This is a genomic window from Microbacterium sp. B35-30 (assembly GCF_010634855.1).
Classification (GTDB): Bacteria; Actinomycetota; Actinomycetes; order Actinomycetales; family Microbacteriaceae; genus Microbacterium.
The window spans coordinates 1-21,678 of sequence record NZ_MWLQ01000010.1 but is presented as its reverse complement, the minus strand read 5'-3'; the positions used below and the strand labels follow the sequence as shown (position 1 = coordinate 21,678).

Sequence of the window (21,678 nt, the reverse complement as noted above, 5' to 3'; positions counted from 1 at the left end):
TGGACAAGACCGGGGGTCTTGGCGACCGCGGAAGCAGAGGGACGCCAGCTGATGTCGAGTAATCCCGATGAAGCCTCGCTCGGCCGGCATGCGGTCCGCGGTGCGTCCCACACGCTAACCGCACAGCTCGGAAGAGTGGTACTTCAGATAGCGACGACCGTGATCCTCGCTCGTTTGCTCGAAGCGGATGACTTCGGCCTTTTTGCAATGGTAAGCGCCTTCACCGGAGTCGCATTGGTCATCGGGGACTTCGGCCTATCGCTCGCCGCTGTCCAAGCTCGCGAACTGGGGCGCGCAGTTCACTCGAATCTGTTTTGGATCAATCTGTCGCTCGGTTGCGGGCTGTTCGCCGTATATTGGCTTGGCGCCTACCCGCTCGCGGCGTTCTATAACGAACCCCTCGTCGTTGCGGTGACGCAGGGGCTCGCCTTTGTGTTTCTTATCAACGGGTTCTCCGCTCAGATGCGAGTGAACGCAATACGCCAAATGCGATTTGGGCAGATAGCGCTTGTGGACTTCGGCGCGCAAATCGGAGCGCTCACTGGCGGGATCGTACTGGCGCTCGTGGGCGCTGAATATTGGGCACTGGTGGGTGCGCAGATCGCACAAGCGATTGTCGCTGCGATCGGTCTAACGATCGTAGGGCGCTGGCTACCGGGGTGGCCAAATCGCCGTGGGAGCATACGTGCCATGGCGGGCTTTGGCGCTCACACTTCAGCCGCTCAGATTCTCTCGTATGCCGCCGGGACAGTGGATAAGATCCTCATCGGCCGGTTCATCGGCCCGAGCTCACTGGGTTATTACGATCGAGCATTCCAACTTCTTCAGCTTCCGATGACGCAACTCCTTTCCCCATTAACGAACATCGCCGTCCCAATTTTGTCGAAAGTCGACGCCGATGACCAACGATTAGCTCGCACCGCTCGCTCAATTGCTCTCATTCTCAGCTACGGCTTTGGCACACTTTTGTTTCTGATAATCGCGCTAGCAACCCCAGTCGTCGAGATCGCTCTGGGGCATGACTGGTCGCCTTCTGTACCCATTCTTCAGATCCTATGCATCGGCGGCTTGTTTCAGGCTATTGGATACCTGTACTTTTGGCTATTCTTATCTCGAGGGCTGACTGCAATGCAGTTGAGATATAGCGTAATCGGGCGCTCGATCCAGATCGCGCTAATAGTCGCCTGTGTGCCGCTCGGTGTGCTGGGCGTTGCAGGCGGCGTCGTAGCTGGGCAGGCAATTAACTGGCTCATACTCACTGTCTTCGCACTGCGGCACACAGGCGTCGCCGTCAAAGTAATGCTATCTGCAATGTGGCGGCCAATAGTAGCGAATCTGGTTGTCGCCGGCGCAGTGAGCCTAGCAGGCACATTCTGGCTGTCTTCGATGCTTGCAGTTGTATGGCTTGCGATCGGGCTGGCGCTCTATACGGCCCTATTCGCGGTAATTCTGATCGTGCCCGCCTTCAGAGGCGATGTAGCTCATGTCCTTCGTATTGTTAGATCGCGCGGGGCCCAGCTCCCACGCTTTGAGGATGAGGTCTAGTGTCACCTATAGGTCTGTTCTGGTGGTCGCCGATTCATTCGCCCAAACTTCTCCGGATCGAAGCCAGAGATTGCGCACAGGCTTGGTGGAGGCTCGGAACTCGTACCGCGCGTCCATTCATGAATTTTGGGGATGAGCTCTCCCGAGTCGTTCTTTCCTATGCGACAGATCGTCCGGTAAGGTGGTCGCGCGCTCGCAATGCGGATATCGTCGGCATCGGGTCGATTCTTGAGCTTGCAATCTCCGGTCGTTCAGGAGCCTCTGTTTGGGGAACCGGCCTACGCGGACCAATCACTAAAGAAGAGGTCCCCGGTCAGAATGGATTCGCGAACTTTCTCGCGGTGAGAGGGTCACTCACCAGAGAGCAACTGAATCTTCCGTCAACGGTCCCGCTGGGGGACCCAGGGCTGATCATTTCTCAGATGGTCGACCCTCGACCGATCAGTTCCCGGCGCGGAGTCGGGCTCCTGCCGCATTTCAGAACCTGGAACACTGGCGAAGGCAGGCGGCTAATATCTGCGTACGCGGCTTCCGGATCGCACGTACTGGAGCCTTCGATGGCCCCACTCGTGTTAGCCAAGGCGATTGCTCGGTGTGAGTTTCTCATCACTTCAAGTCTTCATGGCTTCATCCTCGCGCATGCCCTCGGTGTCCCAGCTCAATTGGTGCAGGCGTCCGAGCAAGAACCGGAGTTCAAATACGCCGACTATCTCAGCGCGATGGGGACTGCTCACCAAGCGGCCAGAGCATCCGATCTGCTCGATCCGGTCGCTCAGCGCAGGGCGTGGCACCGGCTGGAGCCGGAGGCACCCGCACTTAGGGAAACAGCGCTGCACTTGGCAGAGTCGCTAGTTTCGGCGGCTCGGGCATGGGAGCCTGGCGCAGTTCCCGAGGTTCCCGATGAGTGAGGCCTCCTCTGCCGACGGCAAACTCGGTGCAACCAGCAGTGGTGCCATCTGCCTCGCTGTGTTCAGGCCGAATGCGGTGCTGCTTCGAAGGCAACTCGAGTCCATTCGCGAACAATCACACCGCGACTGGCGATGCCACGTTGGCATCGACGGATCGAATGCGGGCGCCGCGCGGCTTATTCACGAAATTATCGGGGACGACGACCGCTTCGTTGTCCACGAGTATGAAAACAACGTTGGCTTCTATCGCAACTTCGAACGTATCATCCGCCAAATCGACCCCCGCGTCGAGTGGTTCGCGCTCGCCGATCAAGACGATTACTGGTATCCGGACAAGCTTTCGCTTCTCGTTGCGGAACTCGGAGTTGAAACCACGATGGCGGCTTCAGGACAAGCCCGAATCGTTGATTCCGAGGGCGGCACGTTGGGATTCAGCAATCGCCGCGACGTCTCGCTCGCCGGTCTCATGTTTGATAACCAGGTCACGGGTAGTTTGGCGATGTTCCGGACCAGCGTTCTGGCAACCGCCCTGCCCTTTCCAGCCCCAACGCACGCCGCCTATCATGACCATTGGCTGGGGGTTGTCGCGTCATCTGCAGGCCGCGTGACATTTCTTGCTGACATCGTGCAGGACTACGTGCAGCATGACAGCAACGTCCTGGGAGAAGAACAGGATCTGCGCGTGCTCGGTCGGCTAATGCGGCTACGAAACCGCGCTACGAACGACGAACCAATCCTTCGCTATCTGGCGGTACACCGGTGGAATTGGCGAGTGCGCATGGCGAGAAGGATCCTGGCTTCGAACGCTGACCGTGATCGGTTAGCCGCGGTCATCCCAATAGCTGATGGGAGAATCAGTTGGCGGCTCCTGTGGCTGGCTGCTGGCTTATGCCTGGCTGGAGAGGTTTCCCCTTTGCGTGCGACTGGTCTGCTCGCGGGCTCGCTTGCCTGGCGACGCCAAGACATCGAGGAAGACACGACTTCGTAAGGGGGCATCACATTGAGAATCACAAGCATTACACCCTTTGTGCCCTATGAAGGTATTCCCCATGCAGGGGGCGAATACCTCCGCAGGCACATCCAAGCGCTTGAGGCGAGCGGCCACGATCTAACCATCGTGGCACCTGCCAGTAGCGAGAACATCCTCGCCGCAGAACGATGCCAACCGGGTGTTCGGGTGGCGCTCTACCACGTTGATCGTCTGCTAACCGACGCCAAGCGCACCGTTCGTGAGCGCCTCTTCGCATTGCGGCGCCTCGCGCCCCACGCATCCGCGATTATGCGATCGCCAGAGGCGAAGGCAGCCATTGAAGACGCCGACTTGCTCGAGTTTCAATGGACGGAAAGCGCTTGGATTAGGTTCTCGGCTAGCCACGACTCTGTGCTATACGCCAAGCCACACGTCATTGTTGCCCACGATGTCATATCCCAGCGAGAAGCTCGGTCTCGGGATACGGCGCCGCCTTACTCCCCAGTGCGAGCTCTTCGCCAAGTCAAGTATTGGACCTCGATGCGAGATGAGCGCCGCTTGATAGGGGCCGCGAATGGCGTGCTCACCCTGAGTCAAAAAGATGCCGACCTCATGCAAACTTTATACGCACCAAGAGTAGTGAATTGGGTCAATCCCCCGCTCGATTTTCAAATCCCTATCGAGCCCCCATCGGTGAATCAGCCAGCCCGAATATTGTTCGTCGGCGCGTTCGACCGGACCGAGAACGCACACGCAGCGCACTGGTTGTTGGACAATGTCTGGCCGCTCGTTCGGCAGGTCTTTCCTGATGCGAGGGTGGTGTTGGCAGGGTCGTCGCCAGATGTTCGGTTGCAGAAGCGAGGCGAGGCGGACTCTTCGGTCGAAATCACCGGTTATCTGGACAGCCTAGATGGTGAATACCGACGCGCGAGCGTGATAGTTGTCCCGCTACATCAAGGCGCCGGGGTGAAGTTCAAGACAATTCACGCTCTTCTGGCGGGCCGTCCGGTGGTCAGCACACGGATCGGGATCGAAGGAATACTGGACCCTGACTCGCCGCTGCTTTGGGCGATTGCCGACGATGCTGAGTCGTTCGCGCACGGAATTATATCCGCGCTAGGCAGGCCAGATGACGCCGCGCGAGTCGCGACCGAAGCAAAGGCGTGGGCGGGCAAGATGTACAGCGATCGGAACTTCCAGGCTGATATCTCCAAAATCTATTCCGGTTATCACCGGTAGTTGATACCACGGTCACCGGTTGGTCATTTGCGGCCCTCGAGACAAACTGGCGCCCCTTCACACCGCGGGTTTGATTGGAGCCTGTACCGCTTTCTCCGACACCTGATCTGAGGCGCTGATCGTCTCGGACGGGAGTCAGTGGGGATGCCCGCACCATAGTCGCCGGAGTTGCGGCGGAAGGCTTGGACCTGGTCGCGCAGGCTGGGCCAGTCGCGGCCGCGGCCCGGAGTCTCGGAGTCAGTGAGTCGTGTCTGCGCCGGTGGATGGCGCAGGACGAGGTTGGCAGTGGTTATCACGAGACCTTACGAGCGCGGAACACCGTGAGCTGGTTGAGTGCGCCGACGCGGAAGAGCTTCCTCCCAGATAGGGTTCGGGACTACTGCACTAGTAGGTGACATGTTCTGGCTTGCCCACCGGGGGCCCGGAAGGATGTTGCTGTGCCCAAGCCGTACCCGAGCGAGTTCTGAACCGTCCCCGGTTCTGTGCCGCTCCTATGCGGGTTCCAGCACCGGGTGGGCTGGTGTTTCGTGGTCAGCGTAGTACGCGGCCTCGTACTCGTCGGCCGGGACGTCGCCGAGGGCGGAGCACAGCCGGCGCACGCTGTACCAGTTGACCCATCCCGCGGTGACCCATTCGACGTCGTCGATGGTCCGTAGCGGCCCTGATCGGAAGGGGGATCCGTCTCTGATCACTTCGTTCTTGAACAGCACGATCGTTGACTCCGCGAGGGCGTTGTCGTATGCGTCACCGATCGACCCGATCGACACGAGCGGCAAGGATCGCATCGATCACGCCGCGTCCTGCAGAGCACCGTCGCTGAGTTGGGCTCGCTTCCACGCCCCGATAGGTCCGCTCGCGACCCGCACGCCCTGCTCACGCAGGACCTGGCAGATCGACCCGACCGAGCGGCCGTTGGCGCGCTGCTCCTCGATGAACGCGAGGATCAGCGGCGTCGGGGGTCGAGTTCCCCGGCGAAGAAAAGCGCCGCGTCCCGCTGGATCGCGTTCGTCTCACGCAACTCCCGGTTCTCCCGCTCCAGCCGCCGGATCCGCTCCGACTCACTCGAAGACACCCCCGCACAGTCGCCGGCGTCAACCTGAGCCTGCCGCACCCCGCGGCGCAGCGATTCCGCCACGAACCCAGCCGCTTTCGCGACCGACTCGCACGCGGTCGTCAAATTCGGGTAGTCATCGAGGTGATCGAGCACGAGCCGGATCGCACGCTGCTTGGTCTCCTCCGGAATCCTCTTCGGCATGATCAACATCTTCCTTCCAGACTCGAAAGCAACGGCATCAATCCGGGGACGGTTCACACCACGGGACTCGACTCTCATCGTTGGGGTGTAGCACTTCTTGTAGCGAATCGAGCGGGTCTGCTGCATGGCTGACTCCACCTCCCGGCGGGTTGCCTGTACGGCAGCGTCGGGTGGACGGATGCTGGCTCGGCGTACGGTTCTCGATCTGGACTGGGGTACGCAGTCGGAGTCACCGGGGAGGCGCTGGCTATTCCACCACCACACGTGCCCGCCATCTGAAGCCTCCCCGTCGCTCACCGACGAGCCCGAGCGCAGCAGGTGACTTCTTCGGACCATGGGCGTTGCGCGCCTGGTCCGATCAGGCTGGAACTCGATCCGTCGAACCGCACGGCTGCTTCATCGCATATCGGAGAATCAGGTACCAGGTGTAGACGATGAAAATGTTTTCGACGCGAAGAAGGATGCTCTCTGAAACGGCATAAGCCATCGATGCCGTAACGAATGCTAACTCGAGCGTCATCCCACGACTCGACATATTCATCATGGATGCGGCGAAGATCACGCTGAACGCGACAAATATGACAATTCCGCCCCCAACAAGTAGGTGGAGATAAGAATTGTCAACGGTAGAAACCGTACTCGTCTGTTTCACCGTCTCGCTCCATAGCAGATCGAGGGGCTGGACCGACTCAAGGAAAGCTCCGTAGAGGCTGGGCCGATAACTCAACGTCTCATTAAGCGAAAGGACGTATCGCTGTGATGCAATCCAAAGGGAAATTGCCAGGTAGATTGCCGGTTGAATGGCGAGCAAAACCCGTACGATCTTCGATCGGATCGCGAGAGGCATGACAATGGCGAGCCCGCAGAATATGAGCAGCGCAACCAGGCCCCCTCGCCCGTTGGTCTGCGTGTAGTAATAGAACATCGCGGCCAGCGCTCCCGCAGCGACCACCCAGCGGGAGCGCGTGTTCCAACGAAACGCGAAGTAGATGAGCACTGCGGCGGCACTGTAGGCGATATTCATGAAGAACGGTACACCGTCCGTTCCGAAAGTCCACCTCTCGCGATCCATTACAAGCGCCGTGGAGGACACGAGGACTTCATTCTGCGTAACTCCAGTAGCGAGAAACACAAAAACCAAAATAAAGGAGAGCAGGGCGGCGCGCACGGCGGCTTTTCCGAGCGCCAGTTCTGGGATAGACCACAGTGCAGGGATCAAGAGGAGAACAAAGACGATCGAGAGCTGGTCTGTATTGCCTGCTATGAGAAGCAGCGAAAAGCTAAGCAGCGCCAGAATCACCATCCAGACCGGAACTATGGCGCGCCGGAGATAGAGCGCGGCGACGGTGATCGCCAGGACACCTACCCGAACAACGTTCCTCAGCGGGGAATCCTCTGGCACGATCGTTTGGATCAATACGGCGTTGACTGCGATCGCAAGCAACGCGACGTTGACCCATGCCGTCATTCCTCGCTCACCAAGGTGAGGTCCGTCTCGAATGAGTGGCACGGCGCCTGCTCGTGTAATCGTGCGCTCCGACCTCACAGTGTGGGCTCCGCGATCCGGGCGGGCCATATCAAATTAACTCCACTAACGTCGCTAAACTCGGATTAGCAGACACTGGGCCGCTTTGCGCCACCCAGTCCCGGGCGGTGTACGCATTGAGCCCGAGCCCCCAGCTCCCTCCGATTGGTCGCGGCCGGGCGCGTACCGCACCTCCACCCAGCACCGACGTCACGCCGCTATCGTAACCGCTGATTCCTGACGAACGCGGGGCCTGCCGAGTGACGGCGCGTGCGAGTCAGTACTCGACATCACGAGCTTACTTCGCCGCGCCGTCTCGTTACAGCACGGAAACCGCCCTCGCGAGTCACTCCGCCGAAGGCGCACGACCGGTCGCGGGCGAGGCCTCTTGACGGGATCTCACTACCTCCACCGATACAGGCACCCCTTCGACCCCGAGCGTTGGGGCGAATTCCACCAAGTGCCGCCGGACCTCACAAACTCGGCGGCAGGAAACTTGAGACGGGATCAGCGGGCCCGGGGCTGGCCAAGCCGGGTATCTGCTGGGAATCAACCTGGATAGAGAAGGCTGATGGCCCGTCCGCTTCTCACCGGGGGAACCGGTTTAGGCCAAGGCGGGATCCACTCGTCGGTGGGTCGCTCGGGGTCACGTAGCATCGTAACGGGTGCCAGATCACCCCCGGAAGCGAGTCATGTTCGAGATCCTCACCGTATGCACCGGCAACATCTGCCGGTCGCCGCTCGCCGAGACGCTGCTCAGGACGCGGCTCGCCCCGTACCATCCGCTGGTGCACAGCGCGGGGACGATGGGGCTCGAGAGCGCCCCGATGACGCCCGAGGCTGTGCGACTCGCGCTCGGTCTAGGCATCGCTCAAGATCTCGCGGCCAACCACCGGTCGCGGTATCTCACCGACGCCGAACTGCGCTCCCCCGACCTGATCCTTGCGATGAGCCGTGAGCACCGCCGGCGGATCGTCGAGATCGCACCCGGGCGTCTGCGCTCGGCGTTCACCGTGCGCGAGTTCGCGCGGCTCGCGGCCGACACTTCCGACGAACAGATCGCTGCGGCATCCGCCACCGGCGGAGTCGACGGACGGGCACGAGCCCGCGCCGCGGTCGCCGCCGTCGCCGCACAGCGCGGGATGAGCGCCCCGCCCGCAGACCCGGGCGACGACGACGTGATCGACCCCTACCGGCGGTCGTGGGAGACATACCAGCTCTCGGCATCGCAGCTCGTGCCTGCCGTCGACCAGGTCGTGCGGGTCATGTCGATCGCCATGACGGCGCGGTAGCGGGGCTCGACCCGCAAGCTCACTCAGCGGCCGAGACCGGGCGTAAGGCGCGTTTCGTCTCGCTCGTTCCTCGCTCGGTCAACGACCAGGACACGATGGAGATCTCGGGTGGAGACGTCAGCCGCCGGAGCCGTCGCCTTGGCCGGGATCGGCGGGCGGCTCGACCGGCGGATCGGTACCCGGGTCGGTCGGCTCGATCGGGTCGGTCGGGTCCGTGGGTGCCGTCGGGTCGGTTGGCGTCGTCGGGTCGGTCTCCCCGCCGCCGGACTGCTGCTGTTCCTGCCGCCGGCGTTCCTCTTCCTCACGCGCTAGGCGCTCGGCGATCTCTTCCTCGGCGCGCAGCTGATCGTCACGGAGTGCAGTGACCGCGGTCGAGTATGCAGGCAGCAGCGTCACCGACTCCGGCGTCGCGAGCGCGCTCGTGGCGACAGCATCCGCGGTCTGCGTCACGGCCTCGCGGAACGACTCGTCGGCGTCGGGATTCTCGTCGATGATCGTCTGGGCGCTCGCGGGCACCGTCGCCGCGAAGGCCGCCATTGCAGCTGCGAACGTGCGGCCGAGCGTGAACAGCTGCGACCGCAGATCGTCCACCGACTCGGCGACCTCCGACACCTCCGTCGAGCGGGTCGACACCCCGTCGATCGCGGCGCCGATCGATGTCAGAGACTCTTCGTCAACCGGCGGTAGCGCGAACTCGCCGACGGGCGCGGGGACGACGAGCGCTTCGAGCGCCGCGAGGTAGTCGGCTCGCCCTTTTTCGGCCGAAGCGAGCGCGGCATCGTCGCTCATGCCGACGAGCTGCGCGAGCGGGAGCTGGAACTGCTGTGCGACGGCGATGCCGTCCGCACGGGACTGGTCGACCCGGCCGATCGCGGCGTTGACGGCCTGGGTCTCGTTAGCGAGCACCGCTTCGCTCTGTGAGAGCGTGCGCAGGGCATCGGTCTCTGGCGAGGCCGACGCGATCACGATCCACGCAGTGACACTCGCCAGCACGAGCGCCAGCACCGCGAGGAGGGCCGTCACGACGTTCAACACGTCGACGGTGTTGCCGGCTCGGCGTATTCGTGTCGGCCCCGCCACCGGCCCGCTGCCCATGGCCATCGCGCGACCCCGAGCGCCGACGAGCGCCTGCAGTGCGGGAGTGTCGTCGAGAGGGACGGATGCCGCAACGTCCGGGGTGCGCGACTTCGAGAAGAGCCGCTCGACCCGCTCCGACTCCTCGGGGCCCGTCACCGCAGGCACAGCCGCCTGGGCGGAGGTGCCTTCGGGGAAGAGGCGGGAGAGCGAGCTCATGAGGGCCGTTCGGGATGTGCGAGGATCGAATGTGCTGGTGAGCACCGGCATCCGGCGCCGGGATTCAGAATAGCTTGGGGCGCTCGTACGGCCGTAGAACTGTGGGGGACCGTTGCAGCTGAGAGACTACCTTGCGCTGTTCCGACGCAGCTGGCTGCTGATCGTGGCATGCACGGTCATCGGTGGTTCGCTCGGCGCGATGACGGCGCTACTCTCCCCCACGCTCTACCAGTCGACCGTGCAACAGTTCGTCTCGGTCCGCAACAGCGGCGCTGCGTGGGACCTCGCCCAGAGCACCAGCTATGCCCGTCAGGCGGTGACGAACTACGTGCGCGTGGTGCCGACCGCGATCGTGCTCGATCCGGTCATCGAAGACCTCGGTCTTGACATGACCTCAGGCGAGCTCGCCGGGCAGGTCTCGGCATCCGCCCCTCTCAACACCCAGGTGATCACGATCACCGTCACCGACGAGAACCCGAGCCAGGCGGCGCAGCTGGCCAACGCGATCGGCGAGAGCCTCGCGACCGCCGTCGCCACCGAGCTCGAGGCGCCGACCGGCACCGACGCCGAGAGCAAGGTGCGGGTCGAGACGATCTCGGCCGCGAAGGTGCCGACCCAGCCGTCGTCGCCCAATCTTCAGCTCGACCTCGCGCTCGGCCTGCTCGTCGGCCTCGCCGTCGGAATCGGTCTCGCCGTACTGCGCTCTGTGCTCGACACCCGGGTGCGGACGATCCAGGATGTCGAGGGCATCGTCGACGCGCCGATCCTGGGCGGCATCCCCTTCGACCCCGACTCCGCCGAACGGCCCCTCATCGTGCAGGTGGCGCCCCGAGATCCACGCGCCGAGGCCTTCCGCCGCGTGCGCACGAATGTGCAGTTCCTCAGCGTCGACTCCGGTACGCCAGTCTTCGTGGTCACGAGTTCGGCACCAGCCGAGGGGAAGTCCACGACGGCCGCGAACCTCGCGCTGACACTTGCCGAGACCGGGATGCGCGTAGCGCTCGTCGACGCCGACCTGCGCAAGCCTCGCGTCGCCGACAACTTCCACATCGAGGGTGGCGTCGGCCTCACGGACGTACTCGCCGGGCGCGTGCCGCTGTCGGCCGTCATGCAGCCATGGGGGCGCAGCAAGCTGTTTCTGCTCCCGGCCGGCACGTTGCCGCCGAACCCGGCGGAGCTGCTCGGCTCCCGCGCCATGTGGCAGATGCTCGAAGAGATGCGCCGCGCGTTCGACTACGTCATCATCGACGCCCCGCCGCTCCTCGCAGTGACCGATGCGGCTGTGCTGACCCGGCTCACCACCGGTGCGATCCTCGTAGCCGCTTCGGGCTCTACGCGCAAGCCTCAACTCGCCGCCGCGGTGAATTCCATCGCATCGGCCGACGCGAAGCTGCTGGGTGTCGTCATGACCAAGCTACCCACGAAAGGCCCCGACAGCACGGCGTACGGCCAGTACACGTACGGGGTGACGCACACCGCCTCCTAGCGGCCTCTCAGCTGCGCGGCAGGCCCTGTGCGAGAATGGCCGACGGCGCTCGCTCTGACCTTCGCGCCTGACGAAGAAGGAAAACCAGCCACGTGGAACTGCGCGACTACATCAGGATCCTGCACAAGAACTGGGTCATCATCCTGGTGCTCACTGTCGCCGGCGGCGTTGCCGGAGCGGCGTACTCATTCCTGCAGGACCCGAAGTACCAGTCGACCACGCAGCTCTACGTCTCGGTGCGCTCCGAAGGTGCCGCGACCGGCGACCTCGTGCAGGGCACGACGTTCGCGCGCCAGATCGTCGCCAGTTACGTGGATGTCGTGAACACGGCACTCGTGCTCGACCCGGTGATCCAAGAACTCGGGCTCGACATGACCGCGGCTCAGCTGAGCACCCAGGTCTCGGCATCCGCCCCCCTGAACACCGTGATGATCGACATCACGGCCACCGACACCGACCCCGAGCAGGCCGCCGCCATCGCCGATGCGACCGCTGCCAGCCTCACGAGCGCGGTGCAGACGACGCTCGAGCAGCCGGCAACGCCGGATGCGGCCAGTCCGGTGCAGGTCACGACGGTGCAGCCCGCCGTCGTGCCAACGGAGCCGTCGAGCCCCAACGCGCTGCTCAACATCGCGCTCGGGACGCTTCTTGGCCTCGCCATCGGTATCGGCATCGGCGTGCTGCGCACGGTGCTCGACACACGCGTGCGCACGCTGCACGACATCGAGCAGCTCACCACTGCGCCCCTGCTCGGGGGCATCGCGTATGACCCGAGCGCACAGAAACGTCCCCTCATCGTGCACGCTGACCCGCGCAGCCCGCGCGCCGAGTCGTTCCGGTCGCTGCGCACGAACCTGCAGTTCCTCAACATCGAGGGCGGTCCTCGCTCGTTCGTCGTGTCGAGCGCCGGCCCCGGCGAAGGCAAGTCGACGACAACGGCCAACCTCGCGATCGCCCTCGCCGAAACCGGCGCGCGCGTCGCCCTCGTCGACGGCGACCTGCGTCTGCCGCGCGTCGCCGACTACATGGGCATCGAGGGCGGCGTCGGCCTCACCGACGTGCTCATCGGCCGGGTCGAGCTTGCCGACGCCCTGCAGAAGTGGGGACGCGGCCAGCTCTTCGTGCTCACATCGGGTCCCGTACCGCCGAATCCGAGCGAACTGCTCGGCTCTGTGGCAATGGACCATGTGCTCGCCGCGCTCACCGAGCACTTCGACTACGTGCTCATCGACGCGCCGCCGCTGCTGCTCGTCACGGACGCCGCCGTGCTGAGCAAGAAGACGCGCGGTGTGATCCTGGTTGCGGCGTCGGGCAAGACAAATAAACACGACCTCACGGGAGCCATCCGCAGCCTCGAAACCGCCGGCGGCCAGCTGCTCGGCCTCGTCGTGACGATGCTCCCGACGCGCGGGCCAGACAGCTACGGCTACGGCGCGTACACGTACGGCTCGACGCACGACGCCGACGGCACGAAGACGACGTCGGGCAAGCAGCGCAAGAGCGCCAAGGCTCGGAAGCGGACCAAGACCCCGGCCTGAGCCCAGCTCGGAGACTCGGTTCCAGCGATTCGCTGTTCGTCGATGTGGGCGGCGGTGCGTGCGCGGGCTGTGTCTCCAGCGACCTCGCACCGCTCAGGCCGACGCTTCCCTGCGGCTGATCGCCATTGCGGGGGTGGATTGCCCGTGCGCGGTACGTGCCGCGTTTGCCCTGCGGGTGTCAGCCCGCCTGCGAGAACAGCGCCTCGCAACTCGCGTCGACCGTGACGGCCGTGTCGCGCGCCGTCGGTGTGTGACGCAGGTTCAGCGGACCGAGCTCCCCTTCCGGGAACGCCACCGTGTACGACACGGTCACCGTCTCGTCCTTGGGCACGAAAACGGTCTTGCTGACGGCGGTGTTGCCCTTCTCGACACCGCTGCGCTCCCACCGCTGAACGTCGCCGGCCGCCGGGGTCGTCTGCGTGATCTGCGCACCATGCGGCGCGAAGAACAGCACGTCGAGCATCATCGTCGTTCGCGGCAACCCGTAGCTGCCGTTGCGCCAACCGAGCGTGTAGTTGCTGTGGATGTCGTCGGTGATGCTGTTGTGCAACGTCATCGTGGTCGTCATCGTGCGCGCCGCCGCGTCGCACGTCGCCGTGATCGCGGAGGTGAGGTGGTAGTCGAGCTTGCTCACCGATGAGTTGTTCAGGTAGATCCCGACCTGGGTCTGCGCGACGTTGTCGGTCGCGAGGGCGCCGTCTACCCCCAGCTCCACCGCGAGCGCCTGCGCCTCGGGGTTCGTGAAGGCGAGGTTCACACGCTGCTCGTTCGCGGACTGCTCGAGCGCGGCGAGCATTTTCATCGGATCCCACGATGCCGCGGTCAGGTGATCGAAGACGCGCTTCGCGGTATCTGCGAAGAAGATGTCAGACGCGGCGCCGTTCGGAAAGCGCTCATACGACTCGCTGAGCAGCACCGGCACCGCGTTCTCCGCGGTCAGCTGCTCTCCTGAGGCGAGCGTGACCGGGCCGGCCACGGCCAGCATGTGCGACAGCACGACCGGATCGATCGAGATCACGCCGTCGAACGTCGCACCGGTCGTCGCCGTCCACAGCGACTGGAACAGCTGCGCCGTCGTCGGGAAGTCGGGTGTGAACGTGTAGTCCTGCGAATGCCGCGTGAGCGTCGGAAGATAAAGGCCCGTCGTTTCGGCCGGCAGAGACATGTGCTCCTCGTCCTGTGTGCCGGCCGCGTAGAACGTCGCCGAGCTCGCCTGGTCGGCATAGCCCAGCTTTCCGTCGGTCATCGTGAGGATCATGCTCGCCGCCGGGTTTCCGCCCGTCGCGCGGATCTCGGCATTGTTCTGGAAAATGATCAAATATGTCTTCGTTCCGCCCGATCCGGCCATGTCGAGCAGGGTGGGCAGGTACTTCTCGGCGATATCGATGGCAGGTGCCGCCTGATCGATGATCGTCGTGATCTGGTCGATCGGCTCGGCGACCTCCGGCAACAGCGACGATGAGTCGATCGGCGCCACTTCCGCCTGGGCTGCCGTGAAGGCCGCGGCGATCTCGGGGATCGATCCCTGCACCTGCCGGAACGGCTCGAGGTTGATTCCACCCCCCTCGACGGCGAGCTTGTCGAGATCGGCGGTCGCCATGAACTGCATGCCCGGCGGCAGCGCGCGGTCCACGAGGATGTCGACTGCCCGCGTGACCCGCTGCACCGCGTCGACGTTCTGGCCGACGAACGGCACTTTGGCGGCGACGTTCCAGAGCGGCCCTTCGACGATCTCGGCCGCGACGGCGACGTTCTGGGTGATGGCGTCAGCTGTCGCCTGCACCTGCGCCTGATCGGCGGAACCCAGCTCCGTGCTGAGGGTCGAGAGCTGGGTCTTCGCCTGCTCCAGCGCGGCGCGGGCTGTCTTCACCTCAGAGAGGAACTGCATCCCCACGATGGCGGCGACGACGCCGAGGATCAGCAGGACGCCCACAACGACCCATGGCCACACCCGGCGCTTGCGTCTCGGGCGCGGGGTCGCGGCATCCGTCGACTCCACCGGCTCTGCCGGGGCCGACGCCACCGACGTTGCAGGCGCTTCCGCGGCAGCGCGGGCGTGACGGCGCAGCTGACCCTCGGTCGCAGGCAGGGGAGACGTGTCTTCGAGACGCACCGTGCCATGCTAGTGGCCACTGATTGAGAGACCCCGGTGAGCAAGGCGTCGCGCCGAGGCGTCGCTGCGTCTGTCTGCGATCGGATCCAGATACCTCGGCGCGGTCCAAGCCGGCGAGGCGCCGTTGGCGCACTGTTGCCGCACCTGCACCCCGGCGACGTCGTCGCCGCGAAGTCCACCATGCCGGTGGGCACGGCGGTCGAGCGCCTAAGCTTGATGGGCGCCACCACCTCGCCCAACCGTCCCGGAGCCTCGTCCCCACCGTGATCCGAGTCATCGCCACCGTCGCCCTTGCGTTCGTCGCGGTCGCCGCTACCGCGGCCGTCACGCTGTACGCGCTCCTCGTGATCGACTCCCGCGAGTCCGTGCGGCACTACTACGGCGACACCCCAGCACCCGAAAGTCCTGAACACCGGGCTTAACCGAGACGAAACGCGACAGTAACCCCCCGTCGGCGAGATCGCCGTAGCGTGGCACCTAGATGGGGCACTGCCGCCCGGAGCCGGAAGGGAACGGCCCCGGGCGTTTTCTTTGGGCTTGGGGGAGCACCGTGCACACCAGTAGAGGCAGACGAGTCACAATCCTGGCAGCCGCGATCACTCTCGGCCTCGGCGGAGGAGCACTCGCCGTCGTCCACGCGGCGTCGGCCGAGACCAGCGCGGTCATCGGCGAAGCGAGTGTGGTGCTCGACTTCACGACGCCGGGCGAGGTGGACATCTCGGTGTACACCCGCAACCTCTCGTCCGTCCCGGCGTGGGGCGCCGCACGCGTCACCGCTCCCGGCGGCGAGGTGTACACATGGGGGCCGAGCCGCTACGAACCGGGCGAGGTGCGCAACTACGACGCGACCGTCTACGGTCACACTTGCGACGAGTTCCACGACGCGTCCGCGATCGCCTACGGCTACGCCACCCCTGACGACGCCGAGCCGTCATGGACCACCGGACTCATCGCCTACCCGAGCCCGCTCATCACCGTCATCGGCTGTGACGTCACACCGACCCCGACACCGACACCAAACCCGACTGCGACCGTGACCCCAGTGACGCCGGGAGCCACGCCGACACCGACCCCGACCACATCGACCCCGGGAGCGACTCCCACGCCCACCCAGACGGCGACGCCGACTCCCACCCCGACGACACCCGTGTCGACGGGGTCGGCGACGCCTGTGCCGTCGGCGGCGGCGACCCCCACGTCGGCCGCTGCCGACGGCGCCCTTGCAGCCACCGGCGCCGCCGTCGGCTGGACCGTCGCCGCGACCCTCGCCGCCGTGGCGGCCATCACCGTCGGAATCGCGCTGAGCCGGCGCAGGAGAACCTGAGCGCGCCGAACCTGATGACAGCGGTCGAGAAGTCGCGCATCGAATGGATGGACGTCCTCCGCGGGACGTCGATCATCCTCGTGGTGTTCAATCACGCCGTGCTCTTCGCGAGCTCCTCCCCTCTCGGCGCACCCGAGGTCGCGTGGGTGCTCAACACCGTCTTCTCCCCCGTGCGCATGCCGCTGATGGTGTTCCTCTCGGGACTTCTCGTCAGCGCCTCACTCGCCCGCGGCCCGCGCGCCTACGTCACCGGCAAGGTGCGCCGCGTGCTGTACCCCTACCTCGTGTGGTCGGTCATCGCGCTCGCGCTGCTGTACGGGTTCGGCATCCGTGAAGGGATCGTCGGCGGCGTCACCGCGCACGTCGTCACCGCCTGGGACCTGCTGCTGCCGCTGTACGACCCGGTCGAGCACCTGTGGTTCCTGTACGACCTGTTCCTCTTCTATATGATCGCGCTCGTCACGCCCCGCGTGCCGCCGCTGTGGATCGCCGCCGGCGCGCTCGTCGCCGCCGCCCTCGTGCCCGACTTCGGCGCCCGGCGGTTCTTCTTGCTGCTGGTGTTCTTCATGATCGGCGTGTGGTTCTCGCAGCACGTCGGCGCGCTCGAGCGCACCCTCGCGCGCCGCTGGGTCATCTGGGGCTGCGCGGCACTCGCCCTCGCCACCGTCGCCGCGGCGGCCGTGGGCGTCGGCTTGCGGTACACCGCCCTGTCGGCGCCGTTCGCCGCCGGCGGCATCGGTATCGCGATCGTGATCGCGCGCCGCATCGGATCGGCACGGATGCTGCGACCCCTGCGCGCCGTGGGGCGCGACTCGCTGGTGTACTACATCGTGCACTGGTGGCCGGCGAGCGCCGGCGTCGCGCTCGGCGCCCTCACCGGGAACGCCTGGATCGCCCTCGCCGTCGGCTGCGCGTTCGGGCTCGGCGCGGGCGTCGTCATGGTGCGGCTGCTGCGCGTGCTGCCCGCCCTCGACCTGCTGTTCGCGTGGCCTTCCCGCCATACAATCGCGACCACCTCGTCATCCGGAAAGCTGTCCACCTCCGACGGAAGGCCCCCACGATGACCGCGAACCCGCTCAGCCGCCGCTCCTTCGTACGACTGCTCGCCGTCGCCGCGCCCGCGGCGGCCACCGCCATGTGCGCACCCGCCCAGACCGCGGCGTCGCCGTCGGCGACGGCATCCGTCCCCTCGGCCTCCGCATCTTCCGTTCCGACCGCTGCGCCCGCAGCCATCGTCGGCGCTGCCCGCCCCGCGGTGATTCGCTCGTTCGGACCCAACGGCACCCACTGGCCCGCCCACACGCCCTGGATCGGCGACCCCGTCACGACGGTCGAGGTCGCCTGCACGTGGGCGGCCATCCGCACCGCGCTGCTGGCGGTCACCGCATCGAAAGCCGCCGCCGGCGTGCACATCAAGGTGCGTCCGGGCACCCTTCCCGGCCTGGGCGCGTCGTCGGGATCGAAGGCTGTGCTGCAGGGCCTGGGCAGCGCCCAGTGGAGCAAGAACGTGCTCGTCTCGCCCCGCGACGGCTGGGGCTCGGTGATCATCACCGAGCCGGCGCGCCTGCGCGAGGTGTACGGCGTCACCTTCGCCCGCATCAACGGCGTCGACGTGCTGCTGACCAACTGCACGCGCAGCGCCTGGGCGCAGTCCACCATGTCGGACGGCCTCAGCATGGCCTCGTCGTACGGCGCGACGACCCGCGAGTGCGGGGCCTACGAGATCGTCATGGGCAACGCGAAATCCGACATCTCGGACCCGCTCGGCTACGCCGCGGGCGCCGACTGCGTGCTCACCGACAGTGTGTGGGACGGATGCTACTCGGCACCGGTGTTCCGGCCCACCGGCGCCACCGACCACGTCGACACGATCCAGATGTACGGGTCGGGCTGGTACCGGGGGCTCACCGTGCGCGACACGACCTTCTTCGGCTCGCTCAACTGCGCCCTGCAGATCGGCGGCATGCGCAGCGACGACCCGAGCACGGGCACGCCATTCCTCACGCTCGACCACAGCATCATCACGTCGCAGGCCACTGCGATCCGCGCCCGCTACCCCAAGCCCGCCGACGCCGACGCCCCGAAGCTCGCGCAGGCCCTCAACGGGATCGGCGAGGACTTCCAGCTCTACGCCAAGGACTCGTACATCTTCGGCTCGATGTACCGCAGCAAGTGGGGCGGCGTCTCGAACACCAAGGTCTCGTACGCGGAGGCGACCACGCGCAACCCTGTCGCGTCGGGCCGCTGGACCTACGACAGCTCGATGGATTCATGGGGCGCCGGCCAGTTCGACGCCCTGGTGCCCGCCCCCACCGACGCGTACCTGAAGTCGATCTGGAAATGACCGACCTGGCTCACCGCGCGTCGCGCGGCATCGTCGTGACCATGGGCGGGATGTGGGGCAAGACCCTCATCCAGATGGCCGCGATCATGCTGCTCGGGCGCCTCTTGAGCCCCGAAGACTTCGGTCTGGTCGCGATGGTCACGGCGATCTCGGGAATCATCGACCTCGTCCGCGACTTCGGCCTCACCGGTGCGATCATCCAGGCGCGCGAGATCTCGGAGCGCGCCTGGCGGAGCCTCTTCTGGCTCGCATTGAGCCTCGGCGTGGTGATGGGCGGCATCCTCGCGGCATGCGCGCCCCTCATCGCGACCCTCTATGGCGAGCCCCAGCTCGTGCTCATCACGCTCGTGATCGCGCCGAGTCTCATCGTCAACGGACTCACCATGCCGCTGCAGGCGCGCGCGACCCGCGACCTGAAGTTCGCGCTGCTGGCCCGCATCGACGTGGTCTCGATGGTGGGCGGTGTCGCGGCAGCGATCACCGCGGGTCTGCTCGGCTGGGGGTACTGGGCGCTCATCGTCATGGTCGGCACCGGACTGGTCGTGCGGCTCGTGATGCTGTGGCTCGCGATGCGCCCCCGGCCCGGCTGGCCACGCATCCACCGCGACGTGCTGCCCCTCGTCACGCGCGGCGGGAGCATCTTCGGCGCCGAGCTGCTCAACTACGTCGAGCGCAACGCGGACACCGTGATCATCGGCCACCAGCTCGGGCCAGCCGTGCTCGGTCAGTACTCGCGCGCGTACGCGCTCTTCCTCATGCCGCTGCAGCAGCTGAACGGGCCGATCGGGCGCGTCGCCCTGCCCGTGCTCAGCAAGCTGCAGGACGACGGCGACCGCTACCGCCGCTACATCCGCGGCGCCCTGCTCGTGATCGGCTATCTCACGCTGCCCACCTACGCGATCCTCGCGACGGTGTCGGAGCCCCTGTTCGCCATCCTGCTCGGCCCCGGCTGGGAGCAGGCCGCCGTGCTGTTCAGCATCCTCGCCATCGCCGGCATCGCGCAGGGCATCGGCAAGGTGCGCGGCTGGCTGTTCATCACCATGGGCCGCTCGCATCAGCAGCTGCTCTACGACCTCATCGCGCGGCCGCTCGTGGTCGTCGGATTCTTCGTCGGAATCTGGTGCGGCGGGATCTACGGACTCGCCCTGACCTACGGCATCCTGTCGGCCCTGCTCCTGATTCCCGGCTTCGCTTTCGCGATCCGCGGCACCTTCGTGCGCGGCGGCGACATCGTCTACCCCGTGCTGCGCCCACTGCTGTTCGCGCTGCTCGCCTTCGGCTCGGCGTTCGCCGCGACCCGCGCCGTCGACCTCATCCCGATTCTCGAGATCATCGTCGGCGGCGCCGCGGGCGCGCTCGTGCTGGCGCCCCTGCTGCTGATCCCCGCCTACCGGCGCGACGCGGCCCAGATCATGGGCTTCGTGAAGCAGATGCGCAAGCCGAAGGACCGTGCCACGGGTGCGGAGAACGGCGACATGACGGATGCCGCACCCGTCGGCGCAGCGGGAGCCGACGCGTTCGAGAGCGTGCTGCTCGAAGACGCCGCCACCCCCGAGGACGTGCTCGACGCCGAGATCGAGAAGAAGCAGCTCGAGCAGAACCGCTGACACCGTCGACCCGGTCGTTGAGCGAGCGGGGAACGAGCGAGTCGAAACGCCCCGGACACTCCCGCACACTCCAGGCGTTTCGTCTGCGGGCGCCAGAGCGCCCTCCGCTCAACGACCGACATTCCCGGTCGTTGAGCGAGCGAGGAACGAGCGAGTCGAAACGCCCCTGACCCTCCCGCACACTCCAGGCGTTTCGACTACGGGCGCCAGAGCGCCCTCCGCTCAACGACCGGGGGCAGCCTCTCCCCCGGTCGTTGAGCGAGCGAGGAACGAGCGAGTCGAAACGCCCCTGACCCTCCCGCACACTCCAGGCGTTTCGACTGCGGGCGCCAGAGCGCCCTCCGCTCAACGACCGACATTCCCGGTCGTTGAGCGAGCGAGGAACGAGCGAGTCGAAACGCGGCTGACCCTCCCGCACACTCGGGGCGTTTCGTCTGCGGGCGCCAGAGCGCCCTCCGCTCAACGACCGGGGGCAGCCTCTCCCCCGGTCGTTGAGCGAGCGAGGAACGAGCGAGTCGAAACGCCCCGGACACTCCCGCACACTCCAGGCGTTTCGACTGCGGGCGCCAGAGCGCCCTCCGCTCAACGACCGGAAATCCCGGTCGTTGAGCGAGCGAGGAACGAGCGAGTCGAAACGCGCCTGACCAACGAGCAACGCCGGGCTCTCCTATGGCGAGGGCGGTGCCGAGCCGCGCTTGCTCCAACCGATCACAGCGTCGATGCCGCCGGCCATGAACGCCTCGCGCTTGCCGTGGCTCCATCCTTGAATCCGCTTCTCCCAGGCGAAGGCCTCGTCGATGCGCGCGAACTCCTGCGCCCACGCGAGCTCCACCGGCAGCCGACGCCGCGTATACGCAGAGCCCATGCCGGTGTTGTGCGCATCGAGGCGTCGGGCGAGGTCGACGGTGCTGCCGACGTAATACGTGCCGTCGGCGCACCGCAGGATGTAGACGAAACCCATGCGTTCATCCTGCTCGCGGTGGCAAGCCGCGAGCCGGGGCAGTGGCTCTATGTGGATGCGCCGGGGCCGCGGCGCGATGTGGAGGAGTCGCTGGGCCTGAACACTCCCGGACACTCCACGCGTTTCGACTGCGGGCGCCAGAGCGCCCTCCGCTCAACGACCGACATTCCCGGTCGTTGAGCGAGCGAGGAACGAGCGAGTCGAAACGCCCCCAACCCGGCGCACACCCCGACACTCCCGCACACTCCACGCGTTTCGACTGCGGGCGCCAGAGCGCC

General features: G+C 65.8%; 15 protein-coding genes and 1 pseudogene. 11 read left to right on the top strand and 5 right to left on the bottom strand.

Annotation, left to right across the window (positions count from 1 at the left end; genetic code table 11):
• The first annotated feature begins 18 nt into the window (after nt 1–18).
• From B2K11_RS04120 to B2K11_RS20810, 3 genes are all read left to right on the top strand, one after another.
• A complete protein-coding gene (locus tag B2K11_RS04120) occupies nt 19–1,545 on the top strand; it encodes a lipopolysaccharide biosynthesis protein (RefSeq protein WP_163617011.1) in 1,527 nt (508 codons plus the stop codon).
• Nucleotides 1,546–2,445: 900 nt separating this feature from the next.
• Nucleotides 2,446–3,441 carry a glycosyltransferase gene (locus B2K11_RS04110; protein WP_163617009.1) on the top strand — a complete coding sequence of 332 codons (996 nt, stop codon included), beginning with the start codon at nt 2,446–2,448 and terminating at the stop codon, nt 3,439–3,441.
• Nucleotides 3,442–3,963: 522 nt separating this feature from the next.
• Nucleotides 3,964–4,662, top strand: a complete 699-nt coding sequence (locus B2K11_RS20810) for a glycosyltransferase family 4 protein (protein WP_345770752.1) — start codon at nt 3,964–3,966, stop codon at nt 4,660–4,662.
• Between the two features lie 491 nt (nt 4,663–5,153).
• Here the strand turns inward: B2K11_RS20810 and B2K11_RS04100 are convergent.
• A pseudogene (locus tag B2K11_RS04100) lies at nt 5,154–5,917 on the bottom strand (hypothetical protein).
• 358 nt (nt 5,918–6,275) lie between these two features.
• Nucleotides 6,276–7,385 carry a hypothetical protein gene (locus B2K11_RS04095; protein WP_163617007.1) on the bottom strand — a complete coding sequence of 370 codons (1,110 nt, stop codon included), beginning with the start codon at nt 7,383–7,385 and terminating at the stop codon, nt 6,276–6,278.
• A 722-nt stretch (nt 7,386–8,107) separates the two neighbouring features.
• On the opposite strand from B2K11_RS04095, the gene B2K11_RS04090 reads away from it, so the two are divergent.
• On the top strand, nt 8,108–8,734 hold the full coding sequence (locus tag B2K11_RS04090) for a low molecular weight phosphatase family protein (RefSeq protein WP_239525704.1): 627 nt from the start codon (nt 8,108–8,110) through the stop codon (nt 8,732–8,734).
• A gap of 117 nt (nt 8,735–8,851) precedes the next feature.
• On the opposite strand, the gene B2K11_RS20580 is transcribed toward B2K11_RS04090, so the two are convergent.
• Nucleotides 8,852–10,027, bottom strand: a complete 1,176-nt coding sequence (locus tag B2K11_RS20580; RefSeq protein ID WP_163616997.1) for a hypothetical protein — start codon at nt 10,025–10,027, stop codon at nt 8,852–8,854.
• Between the two features lie 199 nt (nt 10,028–10,226).
• Between B2K11_RS20580 and B2K11_RS04080 the strand changes: the two genes are divergently transcribed.
• Nucleotides 10,227–11,513: a polysaccharide biosynthesis tyrosine autokinase gene (locus B2K11_RS04080; RefSeq protein ID WP_163617006.1), complete on the top strand. Its 1,287-nt coding sequence runs from the start codon at nt 10,227–10,229 to the stop codon at nt 11,511–11,513.
• Between the two features lie 92 nt (nt 11,514–11,605).
• Nucleotides 11,606–13,051 carry a polysaccharide biosynthesis tyrosine autokinase gene (locus B2K11_RS04075; RefSeq protein WP_163617005.1) on the top strand — a complete coding sequence of 482 codons (1,446 nt, stop codon included), beginning with the start codon at nt 11,606–11,608 and terminating at the stop codon, nt 13,049–13,051.
• 178 nt (nt 13,052–13,229) lie between these two features.
• Here B2K11_RS04075 and B2K11_RS04070 read toward each other — a convergent pair whose 3' ends face one another.
• Entirely contained in the window at nt 13,230–15,164 is a 1,935-nt protein-coding gene (locus B2K11_RS04070) for a DUF4012 domain-containing protein (RefSeq protein WP_163617004.1), read from the bottom strand.
• 263 nt (nt 15,165–15,427) lie between these two features.
• Between B2K11_RS04070 and B2K11_RS04065 the strand changes: the two genes are divergently transcribed.
• The 5 genes from B2K11_RS04065 (at nt 15,428) to B2K11_RS04045 (ending at nt 20,439) form a co-directional block, all read left to right on the top strand.
• Nucleotides 15,428–15,586: a hypothetical protein gene (locus B2K11_RS04065; protein WP_163617003.1), complete on the top strand. Its 159-nt coding sequence runs from the start codon at nt 15,428–15,430 to the stop codon at nt 15,584–15,586.
• A 128-nt stretch (nt 15,587–15,714) separates the two neighbouring features.
• Nucleotides 15,715–16,488, top strand: coding sequence for a hypothetical protein (locus B2K11_RS04060; protein WP_163617002.1), 774 nt, complete (start codon nt 15,715–15,717; stop codon nt 16,486–16,488).
• A 14-nt stretch (nt 16,489–16,502) separates the two neighbouring features.
• On the top strand, nt 16,503–17,552 hold the full coding sequence (locus B2K11_RS04055; protein ID WP_163617001.1) for an acyltransferase: 1,050 nt from the start codon (nt 16,503–16,505) through the stop codon (nt 17,550–17,552).
• A complete protein-coding gene (locus B2K11_RS04050) occupies nt 17,549–18,832 on the top strand; it encodes a hypothetical protein (protein ID WP_163617000.1) in 1,284 nt (427 codons plus the stop codon). The genes B2K11_RS04055 and B2K11_RS04050 overlap by 4 nt, the downstream gene beginning before the upstream one ends.
• A complete protein-coding gene (locus tag B2K11_RS04045) occupies nt 18,829–20,439 on the top strand; it encodes a lipopolysaccharide biosynthesis protein (RefSeq protein WP_163616999.1) in 1,611 nt (536 codons plus the stop codon). The genes B2K11_RS04050 and B2K11_RS04045 overlap by 4 nt, the downstream gene beginning before the upstream one ends.
• Nucleotides 20,440–21,106: 667 nt before the next feature.
• Here B2K11_RS04045 and B2K11_RS04040 read toward each other — a convergent pair.
• Entirely contained in the window at nt 21,107–21,400 is a 294-nt protein-coding gene (locus B2K11_RS04040) for a GIY-YIG nuclease family protein (protein ID WP_163616998.1), read from the bottom strand.
• Nucleotides 21,401–21,678: the final 278 nt, after the last annotated feature.